This is a genomic window from Stenotrophomonas sp. PD6 (genome assembly GCF_049199305.1).
GTDB lineage: Bacteria > Pseudomonadota > Gammaproteobacteria > Xanthomonadales > Xanthomonadaceae > Stenotrophomonas.
This window is the reverse complement of the sequence record NZ_JBLZQD010000019.1, coordinates 48,316-62,110: the sequence shown is the minus strand read 5'-3', so window position 1 is coordinate 62,110 and position 13,795 is coordinate 48,316. Positions and strand designations below refer to the sequence as shown.

Annotated in this window: 8 protein-coding genes and 3 tRNA genes; 5 read left to right on the top strand and 6 right to left on the bottom strand. The window is 66.6% G+C overall.

Annotated features, from left to right (window positions below):
• The 5 genes from ACOZHM_RS19110 to ACOZHM_RS19090 form a co-directional block, all read right to left on the bottom strand.
• Window positions 1-385: GTP-binding protein (locus ACOZHM_RS19110; protein WP_421570884.1), on the bottom strand; the 385-nt coding region annotated here is incomplete at its 3' end.
• Between the two features lie 41 nt (window positions 386-426).
• Window positions 427-502, bottom strand: a tRNA-Thr gene (locus ACOZHM_RS19105).
• A gap of 47 nt (window positions 503-549) precedes the next feature.
• Window positions 550-623: transfer RNA gene (locus ACOZHM_RS19100), tRNA-Gly, on the bottom strand.
• A gap of 29 nt (window positions 624-652) precedes the next feature.
• Window positions 653-738: transfer RNA gene (locus tag ACOZHM_RS19095), tRNA-Tyr, on the bottom strand.
• Between the two features lie 138 nt (window positions 739-876).
• Window positions 877-1,887: an isoaspartyl peptidase/L-asparaginase family protein gene (locus ACOZHM_RS19090; RefSeq protein WP_421570883.1), complete on the bottom strand. Its 1,011-nt coding sequence runs from the start codon at window positions 1,885-1,887 to the stop codon at window positions 877-879.
• A gap of 235 nt (window positions 1,888-2,122) precedes the next feature.
• Here ACOZHM_RS19090 and ACOZHM_RS19085 point away from each other — a divergent pair, with 235 nt between their 5' ends.
• From ACOZHM_RS19085 to ACOZHM_RS19065, 5 genes are all read left to right on the top strand, one after another.
• Window positions 2,123-4,861, top strand: a complete 2,739-nt coding sequence (locus tag ACOZHM_RS19085) for a TonB-dependent receptor plug domain-containing protein (protein WP_421570881.1) — start codon at window positions 2,123-2,125, stop codon at window positions 4,859-4,861.
• Between the two features lie 156 nt (window positions 4,862-5,017).
• Complete coding sequence (locus tag ACOZHM_RS19080; RefSeq protein ID WP_421570879.1) at window positions 5,018-7,852, top strand: response regulator; 2,835 nt, start codon at window positions 5,018-5,020, stop codon at window positions 7,850-7,852.
• Window positions 7,849-9,087 carry an EAL domain-containing response regulator gene (locus tag ACOZHM_RS19075; protein ID WP_421570878.1) on the top strand — a complete coding sequence of 413 codons (1,239 nt, stop codon included), beginning with the start codon at window positions 7,849-7,851 and terminating at the stop codon, window positions 9,085-9,087. The genes ACOZHM_RS19080 and ACOZHM_RS19075 overlap by 4 nt, the downstream gene beginning before the upstream one ends.
• 126 nt (window positions 9,088-9,213) lie before the next feature.
• Complete coding sequence (locus ACOZHM_RS19070; protein ID WP_421570877.1) at window positions 9,214-12,450, top strand: response regulator; 3,237 nt, start codon at window positions 9,214-9,216, stop codon at window positions 12,448-12,450.
• Between the two features lie 27 nt (window positions 12,451-12,477).
• Complete coding sequence (locus ACOZHM_RS19065) at window positions 12,478-13,119, top strand: response regulator (protein ID WP_421570876.1); 642 nt, start codon at window positions 12,478-12,480, stop codon at window positions 13,117-13,119.
• On the opposite strand, the gene ACOZHM_RS19060 is transcribed toward ACOZHM_RS19065, so the two are convergent.
• Window positions 13,102-13,542, bottom strand: coding sequence for a hypothetical protein (locus ACOZHM_RS19060; RefSeq protein ID WP_421570875.1), 441 nt, complete (start codon window positions 13,540-13,542; stop codon window positions 13,102-13,104). The two genes, ACOZHM_RS19065 and ACOZHM_RS19060, sit on opposite strands and share 18 nt — an antisense overlap.
• Window positions 13,543-13,795 lie beyond the last annotated feature (253 nt).

Here is a 13,795-nt window from a genome sequence, read left to right as displayed (position 1 = left end):
GCACGCCGACCTGACGCGACAGCAGGATGTGCTCGCGGGTCTGCGGCATCGGGCCGTCAGCGGCCGAACAGACCAGGATCGCGCCGTCCATCTGGGCAGCACCGGTGATCATGTTCTTGACGTAGTCAGCATGGCCCGGGCAATCGACGTGGGCGTAGTGACGGTTTTCGGATTCGTATTCGACGTGTGCGGTCGAGATCGTGATGCCACGGGCCTTTTCTTCCGGCGCGGCGTCGATCGCGGAGTAATCCTTGAACTCGCCACCGAAGCGCTCGGCACCGATCTTGGTCAGTGCGGCGGTCAGCGTGGTCTTGCCGTGGTCGACGTGACCGATGGTGCCGACGTTGACGTGCGGCTTGGTGCGCTCGAACTTACCCTTGGCCATGGCTGCTTATCTCGAAATCGTCTGAATGGGTAGCACTTAGATGGTGCTCACGAAAGGAATCGAACCTTCGACCTCCTCCTTACCAAGGAGGTGCTCTACCGACTGAGCTACGTGAGCGAGTTTTCTATTATGGCACGAATTTGAAGATTTTCAAATTCATTCAATGGAGCGGGAGACGGGGATCGAACCCGCACCATCAGCTTGGAAGGCTGAGGTTCTACCATTGAACTACTCCCGCATCGGAAGCTCTTGCCACAACATTGAAACTGGTGGAGGGAGGTGGATTCGAACCACCGAAGGCGTAAGCCAGCAGATTTACAGTCTGCCCCCGTTGGCCGCTTGGGTATCCCTCCTTACCACCCTGTCCCTTGGCGCCGAAGCGTTTTCGGTGTGGGGTGGAAGAGCCGTGAATTTTGGGGGTGAATGCGGGTTCTGTCAACAACCTTTTTCAATTTTTTCACGCGAATCGCGAATCGCCCCCAGCGAGCGGGTTATTCGCCCGGCATGGCCAGCGTTTCATCGGCAAAGATCGCCACATGCGGCACGCCGTCGGTGCCGATCCAGCCGCGATACATGCCCTGGGTGTTGAACGGAGTCGCGGCAATGCCACTTGCTGACAGCACGATCGCACCGCCGTCGCCGCCCAGTGCGGGAATGCGCTCGTTGATCACCGCACGCCCCGCCTCGGCAGGACTCTGCTGCAGGTACTGCATGCGTGCACAGATATCGTACGCGGCCGCGGTGCGGATGTAGTACTCGCCCCAGCCGGTACCCGACACCGCGCAGGTGGCATTGGCGTAGGTGCCCGCACCGATGATCGGCGAGTCGCCTACCCGTCCATAGCGCTTGTTGGTCATGCCGCCGGTGGAGGTGCCGGCCGCCAGGTGGCCCTGGGCGTCCAGCGCGACGGCGCCCACGGTGCCGAAATGGCGCGCGGTCTCCAGGTCGGTGTGGGCCTGGCCGCTGGCCTCCTCCTTCAGTGCCTTCTGCAGCTGCTGCCAGCGCTTTTCGGTGCGGAAGTAGGCAGGGTCCACCAACGGGATGCCCTGGCTGGCGGCGAAGGACTCGGCGCCCTGCCCCACCAGCATCACGTGCGGCGACTGCTGCATCACCGCCTGGGCGAGCAGGATGGGGTTGCGCACGCGCTGCACGCCGGCCACCGCGCCTGCCTTGAGGCTGGCACCGTCCATGAGCGAGGCATCCAGCTCATTGCGCCCCTCGTGGGTGAACACCGCGCCCTTGCCGGCATTGAAAGTGGGATCGTCCTCAAGGACGGTGATGGCCGCGGTGACCGCGTCCAGTGCCGGCTTGCCGGCTGCCAGCGCCTGGTGCCCCCGGATCAACGCCTGGCGGAGCGCCGCACGCGCAGCAGCCTCCTCGGCCGGCGACAGGTCCTTGCGCTGCACCCCTGCCCCGCCGTGAATGACCAGCACCGGTTCGGCAGCCAGGGCGAGTGGGCTGAGCAGGCACAGGGAAAGCAGGAACGCGGATCGGCGGAGCATGGCGATGACCGGGTGGTGAATGAAGCTCCCATGATGACCGCGGTGCAGGTCGAACAGCATCGGTCAGAAGGCATGCACGGAGGCGGTTATGGCCCGAAATCGGTTCCAGGACATTCCTGAAGATGGCGCAGTGGTGAACTGCGTAAAAAAGGCGTTAAATGCGCGCCGTCCGTTCACCGAATGTGAATGGGGGTCTTGGCCTCCCTTGAGGCCTTCTTTCTTCTTGAGAATTCTCATGCGTAAACAGGCGATGGCGTGGTCGATCCAGCTGGCGTTGATGGGTGTGGCCGCAACGGCGGCCGCCCAGGCCCCGGCCGCCCCCGGGGTGCAGCAGCTGGACACGGTGCAGGTGACCGGCTCGCGCATCGCGCGCGCGCAGGTCGAAGGGCCCGCCCCGGTGACCGTGATCACCGCCGAGCAGATCCAGGCCAGCGGCTTCACCAGCGTGCCGGACGTGCTGCGCTCGATGACCCAGAACGGCGGTGAGACCCAGAGCCAGCAGTCGGCCAGTGGCGCCGACTTCTCGCCGGGCGCGCAGCAGGTCGACCTGCGCGGACTGGGCCCGAACCACACCCTGGTGCTGGTCAACGGCCGGCGCATCGCCGACTTCCCGATGCCGTTCCAGGGCCGCAGCAACTTCACCGACGTCTCCAACATTCCGCTGGGCATGATCGACCGCATTGAAGTGCTGACCGGCAGCGCCTCGGCGATCTATGGCTCGGACGCCATCGCCGGCGTGGTCAACTTCATCCTGAAGAAGCAGGTCGATGGCACCACCGTCGACGTGCGCATGGGCACCACCACCGAAGGCGGTGGCGAGTCGTTCGACATGAGCGTTTCCAGCGGCTTCGATGCCGGGCGCTTCAGCGCGGTGTACAGCGTGGAACTGCAGTCGCAGACGCCGCTCTGGGCCTACCAGCGCGCGCAGCAGGACTCCACCCTGGACGCACCTACCGAAAGCGCGCGAGCCGCGCGACGCGCGTATCTGCGCACCGACTACAACGACGACTACCTGGACCCGGGCCAGGCCACCTGCGATGCGCTGGCCGGCCAGAACAAGGGCAGCACCTATTACGCCGAGCGCCCGCGCTACGGCTTCTACTGCGGCAGCGACCGCTCGATCGGCTACGGCACGATCCTGAGCAAGCGCCGCGGCGCGAACGGCTACGCGTCGCTGCGCTACGCCTTCGACAACGGCGCGGAATGGTTCGCCGACGTGCAGCTGGGCTACCACGACCTCGCCCTGATGCGCGACGTGACCCAGTGGGGCCGCATGGCCGCCGACGGCAACGAGGACGGCTACTTCTACAACCAGGCCACCGACCAGGTCGAGTTCTGGCAGCGCCAGTTCTCGCCGGAGGAAATGGGCGGGCTGAACAACGGCATGATCCGCAGCACCCAGAAGACCTTCAGCGTCACCACCGGCTTCAAGGGGTCGCTGGGCGCCGCGTGGGACTACGAGGCGTCGCTGAGCCACTCGCAGTACCAGTCCTCGATCCGCTGGCCGCAGATCATCGCGTCCAAGGCCAACGACCTGTTCCTGGGCCCGCAGCTGGGCGAGGACGACGACGGCTTCCCGATCTACAACGCCGACCCGGCGCGCCTGTACCAGCCGCTGAGCCGCGCCGAATACGATTCGATCGCCGCGCGCACCACGTACACGCCTAAGTCGCGGACCGACACGGCCGCACTGACCCTGACCAACGGCGAACTGTTCGAGCTGCCGGGCGGCAAGGCCGGTTTCGCGGCCACCGCCGAGTTCGGCAATCAGTCCTACGCACTGAACCCCGATCCGCTGGCCACGCAGTACTACTACTACAGCTGGAAGGACTCGGACGGCCACGGCAGCCGCAATCGCTGGGCCACCGCCGCCGAACTGCGCCTGCCGCTGCATGACACGCTCAATGTGAGCCTGGCCGGCCGCTTCGACCAGTACCGCTACTCCGGCAACACGATCGGCAAGGCGACCTGGAGCGGCGGCATCGAATGGCGCCCGATCGACAGCCTGCTGGTACGCGGCTCATACGGCACCGCGTTCCGCGCGCCGGATCTGCACTACGTGTATGCCGGCCCGGGCAACGACGAGACCAGCGCCAACGACTACTACGCCTGCGCGGTGGACGGCGCGGACGACTGCTCGGATTACGAAGAGAACCTGATCCGCACCCGCGAGGGCAACCGCAAGCTCGATCCGGAAACCAGCACGTCGTGGAGCGCCGGCCTGGTCTGGTCGCCGGCGGTGGGCCTGGACCTGTCGGTGGACTGGTTCGACATCGACATGCGCGACCAGGTGCAGGACATGGACGTGAGCACCATCCTGCGCGATGAAGCGGCCTGCCGCCTGGGCGATGCCGACGCCAGTTCGCCGACCTGCGTGGATGCCATCAACCGGGTCACGCGCACCGACGACGGGCGCCTGTACGGGGTGCACGTCAACCCGATCAACATCGCCCGCGAGACCACCAGTGGCATCGACGTGGGCCTGCGCTACCGGCTGACCACGGGTATCGGCGACTTCATCCTCAGCGGCAACCACACCTGGGTGCGTCGCCATGACTTCCAGCAGTTCGCCGGCGACGTGGTGGAGGACCAGTTCGCGGTCAACAGCGGCTTCGACATTCCGCGCACCAAGACCAGCGCCAGCCTCACCTGGGAGAACGCGGCGTGGTCGACCACGCTGTACGGCTCGCGCCTGGGCAAGCTTCCCACCTACGACAGCTACGACCAGAGCTTCGACCCGGACAGCGGCGACAGCCCGTGGATGAAGGCGACCTACCGCTACAACCTGTCGGTGCAGTACCGCTTCGACGACCACTCGCGCTTGTCGCTGTCGGTGGTGAACCTTTTCAACAAGATGCCGCCGAAGGACGCCACCTATACGTCATACCCGTATTACGACGTGTCGTGGTTCGACACGGTGGGGCGGACGCTGAACCTGCAGTTCACGCACAAGTTCGGCGGCAGCGCGCTGTAACCGGGCCGCAAGCCACGCAGGGCGTGGCTCTACGCTTGAGGAGGCCCGCCATCTGGCGGGCCTCTGCATTTCAGTAGCCTGAACGGGAGGCAGCGACGCCCCGCTTTTAAGAAGCGCCTGATGTGCGGTCGGGGAGGCTGTTCCTAGGATCGCGGCATGCAACGCCTCCTCTCCCGCCGCGACCCGATCGACGCGCCCGTGCTGGCCGCCACCGTGCTGCTGCGCTGGCTCTCGCTGTGCGTGCTGGTCTGCCTGCTCGGCACCGCATGCTTCTACCTGCTGGCGCAGCTGAGCGAAGACGTCTCGGTGCACCGCCGCGAAATGAATGCGGCCGCCTACCGCGCGCAGCTGTACTTCGACCAGCGCGAAGCGCTGCTCAACTACCTGGCCGACTCGGTGGTGACCTCCAGCGCCGACCGCACGTCAGCCGGCGCCGCGGCCGACGATGATGATGAGGTGCAGCGCCTGCCGCTGGGACGCGACCGCGACGGGCAGCAACTGAGCCTGCTCTTGTCCAACCGCGCCGAACGCACGCTGGGCGACTACGGCGCACAGCTGATCCACGTGGGCGACGATCCGCGTTCGCCCCGCCAGTGGCTGCATGGCGCACGCACGCAGATGGCGCTGCCGCCCGCCGAGCTGACCCCCGCCCTGCTGCAGGTCCATGCCACCGGCACCGGCGCCAGCAACCGGGTGTATTGGCTGGCCTCGAGGCAGAAGCCCAACCGCATCTATCTTTATCGCGCTGCCGAAGACGGCCCCGCGCCGGCGCATTGGCTGGTGCTGTCGCTGGACTCGTCCACCATTTCCGGCGTGGTCAACAGCAAGGGCGTAGGCGATTTCGTGCTGCTGGACGGACAGGGCCGACGCGCGCTCTCGAACCGGGTCGGCGCAGGCGTGCCCGACGCCTGGCTGCGCGAGCGACCGGACGACGTGTTCGCCTTTGTGTGGTCGCACGGCGTGCCCCGGGGCCTGGCGCTGGTCAAGGGCATTGGCCAGGACGGCTGGCGGCTGGTCTACCACCTGCCGCTGGTGCTGCTGCTGGGCGACCTGGCGCTGCACATCGGTGTCACCGTGCTGCTGTGCGTCGGTGCGGTCGCGGCATTGCGGGTGCTGACGCGGCGCATCGACCGACAGCTGATCCAGCCCGCGCGCCACCAGCACCGCCAGATGCTGGAGAGCTTCGACTTTGGCAGCACCGTGATCGAGATGGCGCCGGTAGGCGTGTGCGTGCTGCGCCGTCATGGCGGCCAGGTGATGCTCGAGAATCAGCTGGCACGCGACTGGCTGGGCGCCGACACCACCGCCGGCGACTGGGTCGGCAGCTGGCGCCACGCCGCCGACATGGCCACCCGTCCGGCGCGGCTGCATCGCGGTACCGATTTCACCACGCATGAGGGACGCCAGCTGCATGTGCTGTACACGGCTACCCGTTACCACGACGCGGACGTACTGCTGTGCGTGTTCAGCGACATCAGCCGGCACCGTCAGATCCAGGCGGCGCTGTCGGCAGCCAAGCAGTCGGCCGACGAGGCCAGCCAGGCCAAGAGCGCTTTCGTGGCCACCATGAGCCACGAGATCCGCACGCCGCTGTACGGGGTGCTGGGTACCCTCGAACTGCTGGGCAACACGCCGCTGGATGGCCGCCAGGCGCGCTATCTGAAGACGATCCAGCAGTCCTCGTCGGTGCTGCTGCAACTGATCAGCGACATCCTGGATGTGTCCAAGATCGAATCCGGCCGGCTCAACCTGGCCACCGCACCGTTCTCGCCGCAGGCACTGGCCGAGGACACCCTGCGCACCTACGCCGCGGCGGCAAGCCGCAAGGGTCTGCAGGTGCTGGTCAGCACCGACCCGCGCCTGCCTGCCCAGGTCATCGGCGATGCCGACCGCATCCGCCAGGTGCTGGGCAACCTGCTCAGCAATGCGATCAAGTTCACCGACAGCGGACGCATCTTCCTGCGCGTGCGCCAGGTATCCCGCGAGGGCGGCACCGCCTCGATCAGCTGGCAGGTCACCGATACCGGCATCGGTATCGCGGCCGTGGAGCAGGCACGGTTGTTCGAGCCCTTCCGCCAGGTCACGGGGCAGAACCGCCAGGACGGTACCGGGCTGGGGCTGTCGATCAGCGACCACCTGGTGCGGCTGATGAACGGCGAGCTGCGCCTGGTCAGCGAAAAAGGGCTGGGCAGCAGCTTCACCATGACGCTGCCGTTGAACGTGGCCGGCAATGACGATGCCCTGGTCGGCGAGCCGCGGCTGCTGGCCTACCCCCCGATCCATGTGCGCACGCCGCTGCCCGAACTCACGGACAACGCGTGCAAGTGGCTGCAGCGCTGGGGGGCCACTGCGCAGCGCTACAACCCCGACGATCCGGGCGTGGAGGCCGGGGCGATCCTGGTCGACGGCGACCCGAAGTCCGGCATCGACGTGCACTGGACGGGCCCGCGCGTGGTCACCTGCCCGGACGCCGACGACCACCCCGAAGTCGACCCGCTGCATCCGGACCGGCTGATCGTGTCGTTGTTCAGTATCCGCGCCATTGGCCATGCCGCCGCCCGGCTGCAGCAGGGCAACCCGTCCCCGTTGGCGATGCCCGCCGCCCCGCCGCGCGATGCGCTCGGACTGCATGTACTGGTAGCCGAGGACAACCCGATCAACCGTCTCATCCTGAAGGAACAGCTGGAGGCGTTGGGGTGCACGGTGATCACCGCCAGCGATGGCCATGAAGCGTTGGCCCGCGCCAATGCCGCCGCGTTCGACGTGTTGCTGACCGACATCAACATGCCTGGCATGGGCGGTCATGCGCTGATCCGGCAGTTGCGCCAGCAGGGGAGCAGTCTCACGGTCATCGGCGCCACCGCGAATGCGACCCCGGAGGAGCGCGAGCGCTGCCTGGCCGGCGGCATGGACGGTTACCTGGTCAAACCCATCAACATCAGCACCTTGCGTCATGCGCTTGCCGGACTGACCAGAGGAGTCACACCATGACCATCCACCGCGTGCTGATACTCGAAGACCAGCCGTTCCAACGCGGCTTCCTGGCCAACATGTTCAGCGCGGTGCCGGGCGTTGCAGTGGACACGTCCGGCGACGCCGCGCATGCCGTGGCGATGTGCCAGCTGACGCCCTACGACCTGGTGGTCAGCGACCTGATGATGCCGGGCATCGATGGCATCCAGTTCATCCAGAGCCTGGCCAGCCATGAACACCGCCCGATGCTGGCATTGGTCAGCTCGGCCTCGCAGCGGATGATGGCCTCCGCCCGGCTGATGGCCGAGTCGCTGGGCCTGACCGTGCTTGGCATCCTGGCCAAGCCGATCTCACCGGGCGACGTCACCGGGCTCATCGAACTGCTTCGGCAGGCGCGCCGTGACAGTGCCGCCGGGCCTCGCCGGGTTGAACCGCCGCTTTCGGCAGGACGCGAGCGCCTGCTCCAGGCCATCGACAACGACGAGATCACGGCCTGGTTCCAGCCCAAGAAATCGCTGGATTCGGGTCTGGTGGTGGCCGCCGAAGCACTGGTGCGCTGGCGCCATCCCGAACTGGGCACGCAGGAGGCCGCACGCTTCCTCCCGCTGGTCGAACGGCACGGGCTGGAAGCGGCCCTGCTGCGCCATATCCTGAAAGCCAGTGTGCAGGCGCAGGCCCGATGGCGCGACCTCGGCTTCCGCATTCCGATTTCGATCAACCTGCCACCGCACCTGCTGGAGCAGCGCGACCTGCCGGACGAACTGCTTGAGATCACCCTCGACCAGGGCGGCACCGCGGCGGATCTGTGCTTCGAGCTGATGGAAACCAGCACCACCGATCACGTCAGCGACTACTACGCCGGTGCGTGCCGACTGCGCATGAAGGGCTTCGGCCTGGCCCAGGATGACTTCGGGCAGGGGCTGAGCTCGGTCCACAACCTGGTCAATACGCCTTTTACCGAGGTGAAGATCGACCGCGCCCTGGTGCGCGGATGCGCGCGCGACCCGGCCCTGCGCAACGCGCTGGCGACGGTGGTCGCGCTGGGCAGCAAGCTCGGCCTGAACATCGTGGCCGAAGGGGTGGAGACCGAAGCGGAACTGGCCACCCTGCGCAAACTGGGCTGCAACCAGGTCCAGGGGTTCCTTATTTCGCGCGCGGTACCGGCAGACAGCTTTGCGGCACTGCTGGATCGGGAGAAGGCGGCGCATGATCGCGCAGGCCTGGGCCAGCCGGGCGCCCACGCCCCGCATTGAACTCGCCGCCGCAGCCTCGGTAATTCACGCACTCTTTACGCGCCCGCCCCCAAGGATGATGGTATTCCCGCCACCACCTTCACGGCCGGGCGGTTTGGCTGTCCCCCACTCTCAGAAGGGAATCGCATGCCGGCCGACGCCGACCCCATCCGCCAACTGGCGAGCCGTTCCCTGCGGGTGCATGGCCTGCTGATCGGCGTCGTGGTGCTGGCTACCCTGCAATGTGGCCTGGTGCTGTCGGCCGCGCTGGAGATGCTGGGCCAGGACCAGGACAGGATCGAGTTCCACTTCCGGCGCCTGACCGGCGCGGTGGAGGAACAGCAGCAGTTCATGCGTGGCTGGCGGGCGCAGCAACACACCTTGATGCCGGCCGTGGGCGAGGTGGCCGTGACTCCACGGCCGTTGCCTGGGTTGGCACCCGCGCCGGGCTCCATCGGTGGCAAGACGCCGGGGTACATTCCGTTCGCGCTGTTGCACGATGACGCGGTACCCCCTGCCAGCGCGTGGACGCTCGGCGCGCGGCTCGCCAATTTCTATGGCGCCTTCTGGGCCGACTCCCGCTATCCCTCGCCGCGTTGCATGCTGGTCAATGGGGCGGGAACGATTGGACTGCTGGTGCCCTGGAGCGTGGACGAAGCCGATGCGGCCAACGCCTCGGCCATTCCCCTGCAGCCGGTGGTCGGCTATGTCCACGGCATCGCAACGAGTGCATCGCTGCAACGCGGCGACATCGGCTGGTTCCCGAGAAAGCTGCGCTCAGGAGACCGGCGCATGCTCTCGATCGCGCAGTCGCCGCACGATGCCGTCGCGTGGAAAGACCCGCAGGACGCGGCCGAACCGGCGATCGCCTGCCTGCTGGACGTGGATCGCCTCGATGACCATCGACAAGTCCTCGGCGAGCCGATCTACGACACCTTGTCGATCATCAATCCGCAGGGCCGGCTGATGTACGGCCCTGCGGTGTCCGACACCGAGACCCGGCCACGCCGCTTCGCGCGCGACGGGCTGGTGTACCGCATGCGGACGCCTTCAGGCTGGCAGGCCGAATACCGGGTTGCATGGTCGCGCGTGTTGAGCCAGCCACGTGGCCCCCTGATCAGCAGCGTGATCGCGGCGCTGCTGCTTGCCCTCGGGGGCATCCTGCTGCTGCGCAACTACCGGCGCGCAGTGATGCAGCCGCTGCGTGAGCAGCATGAGCGCCTCCTCGAAAGCGAGGCGTTCAGCCGCACCGTGCTCGACGCAGCACCGATCGGCCTCTGCCTGCTGCGCAGGCGCGATGGCGCCGTGATCCTGGAAAATACATTGGTCCGCAGCTGGTTGGGCGAGCATCCGGACAGTCCGGGCTGGCACGGACCCTGGCGCGACGCGGCGTTGGCCGACGCCGACGGACCGCGTACCGGGGGGCTGTCCTACACCACGCCCGATCGCCGCCATCTGCTGGTCACGGCGACACCGGCGCGGTATCGCAGCGAGTCCGTCATGCTGTGCCTGTTCATCGACCTCACCAAGCAATACGAGGCCGAGCAGGTGCTGCAGCAGGCCCACACCGCCGCCGACCAGGCCAACCGCGCCAAGAGCCTGTTCCTGGCCACCATGAGCCACGAAATCCGCACGCCCCTCTACGGTGTGCTCGGCACGCTGGAGCTGCTCGGGCTCACCCCGCTCGACGGCCGCCAGCAGGAGTACGTGGGCGCCATCCAGCGATCGTCGTCCACCCTCATGCAATTGATCAGCGACATCCTGGACGTCTCCAAGGCGGAGGCGGGGCAGCTGACCCTGGAACCGGTCGCGTTCAATCCCGTCGAGCTCACCGAGGAGGTCATGCGCTCCTACGCAGGCGCGGCGTCGCGCAAGCGGCTGCAGTTATACGCGTGCGTGGAAGACGATGTCCCGACACAGGTGATTGGCGATGCCAGCCGGATCCGCCAGGTGCTCAACAACCTGGTCAGCAACGCCATCAAATTCACCGACGGCGGGCGCATCGTGGTCCGCCTGCGGATGCAGACGCCCGAGGGCGGGCGGCCGCATGTGGCCTGGCAGGTCGCCGACACGGGTATCGGCATCGCCCAGGAGCATCGGGCGCGGCTGTTTGAACCGTTCTACCAGGCCAACCCAGGCGCGGATGCAATGCGGGGCACCGGCCTTGGTCTGGCAATCAGCGCCCACCTCGCGCATCTGATGGGCGGCGCGCTGCAGGTGGTGAGCGAGGCCGGCCTGGGCAGCAGCTTCACGGTCGAGGTACCGCTGGAAACCACACCGCACCCACCAGAGGCGGCGCCGCGCTTCGCCACGGCGCTGTCCCTGTTCGTGCGGTCTCCCTCGCGCGAACTCGCCGACAATCTGTGCGATCGGCTGCGTCTGCGCGGCGCCACCGCCCAGACCTTCACCGATGAACTGGCCAGCCACTATCCGGACGACACGCCGATGCTGGACGTCATGCCGGACGGCCCCACCCGGTCCTGGAAAGGACCCCACGTGGAGGCGCGCACCGACGCGGGCGACCACCCCGAGCAGATCGAAGGCAGATGGGTGGTGTCGATGTACAACCTGGGCGCGATCGTGGAAGCGCTGCTGCTGGCCACCGGGTCTCCGGCGACGGTGCAGGAACGGGCATCGCTCCCCTTCCAGCGCGGCCTCGGCCTGCAGGTCCTGGTGGCCGAGGACAACCCGATCAACCAGATGATCCTGCGCGAACAACTCGAGCAGCTGGGCTGCCAGGCAGTGGTCGCCAGTGATGGCGACGAGGCGCTGGGCTACTGGGCACAGCGGCACTTCGATGTGGTATTGACCGACATCAACATGCCGCATATCGATGGCTACGTGCTGACGCGCCGCCTGCGCGACCAGGGTGTGAAGGCACCCATCATCGGCGCGACCGCCAGTGCGTCTCCCGAGGAACGCGATCGTTGCCTTGCCGCCGGCATGGACAGCTGCCTGGTCAAGCCGATCTCGCTGCAGGCACTCTCCGCAGCGCTCAGCGACGCGACCGGCAACACCGTCGCGGAGCCCGTTCCTGCATCGCACGCTGCCGACGCGTTGGCGGGCACCGACGGCATCACGGTGCCCCCCCATCTACGGTCGCTGTTCCTGGGTACGATGCGAACGGACCTGCTCGGTCTGGTCGCAGCCATCGACGCCGATCAGTCCGACCAGGTCCGGCAGATGCTGCACCGCATTCGCGGCGCCTTGGTGATGGTCTCGGCACAGCGGCTGGTAGACGACGCCCAACGGATCGAGGATAGAATCGCCGCCGGGGCCGCCCTCGATGACTGCAGGGACGCCACCCAGACCTTCATCACCCAACTGGAGCGCGCACTGGTACGGATCGAGCGCGCGCCCGCGGAGACGCCCGATGTCCACTGAACACTGCCACCGGTTTTGGGATACTCCATGAAGACAAGGATCGTCATTGCCGATGACCACCCGATCGTCCTGGCGGGCATACGCGAGGTGATCGACCGCGATTCACGCTTCGAGCTGGTCGGGCAGGCGCAGAGCCCGGAATCGCTGGTCGAGCTCCTGCTCGCACACGCGCCGGACATCGTCATCACCGACTACAACATGCCCGGCGACGACGCATTGGGCGACGGCATCAAGCTGATCTCCTACCTTCAGCGCAATTTCCCCGACAGCAAGGTGCTCATGCTGACCATGGTGTCCAACCCGTCGATCATCGCTGCGATGTATCGGGCGGGCGCCAGCGGCGTGGTGCGCAAAAGCGGCGACCTGAAGGAGCTCAGCGTGGCACTCGGCGCGCTGCTGGCGCAACGCATCTACCGCTCGCCGGAACTGCCGCGCGACGAGGCCCTGCCGGAGGCCGGCGATATCCCGGCCGCAGCGCAGCTCTCTCCACGCGAATTCGAGGTGATCCGCCTGTTCGCCAGTGGCCTGAGCGTGGGCGACATCGCCAAGCGGCTGAACCGCAGCAGCAAGACCGTCAGCACGCAGAAGATCAGCGCGATGCGCAAGCTTGGCACCAAGACCGATCAGGACCTGATCACATTCTGCGTGGAGTCAGAGCTGTTCCAGTAGTGGAACGTGCCCGGCATGCGCATCGAGCAGGCGTGCCGTCGACGGTCCGACGATGACACTGGACACGAGGGAGCGCCAGAAAGGCGCGGGATCATCGTCCCCCTGCTCACCCACAATGATGGGGATCGGCAGCCCTGCGTTCGTCATGGCGTCATGCAAGGCCTCGCGCTCTTGCCGAAGGACACGCCCGAACATGATCAGCTGCGGCTGTATGCTTTGAAGCGCACACGTGGTGGCGTAGTCGGCTGCGAGCCCTGCATGATAGAAGGCTCCGAGCAGTTCGTAGCTGCGCCATTCAAGCAGTCCCAGCGCAGTGTCGAAGCTCGGCGTCAGCTCCACCCTGACCGGCCCGCGCCGCCCTATGGCCCGCGCAATGCGCAGACACCGGTCATCGTCGCAGCCCGCCACAAGCATCCTGATCATCCAGGCTCCCGCATGACGTTCAACATCTGAATTCGTTCGTGCCACGCCGGCTGCTGTGCTCTGCAAGGTCGCGAATGCGATGGCGCACAACGTTGAGAGCTTGAATGGACGGCGTCATACCTTGTTTCTCGAGTCAGCGTTGATGATCGACACCCAGATAAGCGAACGTCCTGCGCCGCATATCCGGCAAATCTATTGGAGACCCACCGGCGCAACAATCAGACGGATCCCAATTTCCCTCCGCCATCACCCG

What these genes read in the sequence shown, in the direction of transcription:
- ACOZHM_RS19075 (WP_421570878.1), top strand. Translation starts at nt 7,849, where the DNA reads ATGACCATCCACCGCGTGCTGATACTCGAAGACCAGCCGTTCCAACGC.
- ACOZHM_RS19080 (WP_421570879.1), top strand. Translation starts at nt 5,018, where the DNA reads ATGCAACGCCTCCTCTCCCGCCGCGACCCGATCGACGCGCCCGTGCTG.
- ACOZHM_RS19070 (WP_421570877.1), top strand. Translation starts at nt 9,214, where the DNA reads ATGCCGGCCGACGCCGACCCCATCCGCCAACTGGCGAGCCGTTCCCTG.
- ACOZHM_RS19060 (WP_421570875.1), bottom strand. Translation starts at nt 13,542, where the DNA reads ATGATCAGGATGCTTGTGGCGGGCTGCGACGATGACCGGTGTCTGCGC.
- ACOZHM_RS19090 (WP_421570883.1), bottom strand. Translation starts at nt 1,887, where the DNA reads ATGCTCCGCCGATCCGCGTTCCTGCTTTCCCTGTGCCTGCTCAGCCCA.
- ACOZHM_RS19085 (WP_421570881.1), top strand. Translation starts at nt 2,123, where the DNA reads ATGCGTAAACAGGCGATGGCGTGGTCGATCCAGCTGGCGTTGATGGGT.
- ACOZHM_RS19065 (WP_421570876.1), top strand. Translation starts at nt 12,478, where the DNA reads ATGAAGACAAGGATCGTCATTGCCGATGACCACCCGATCGTCCTGGCG.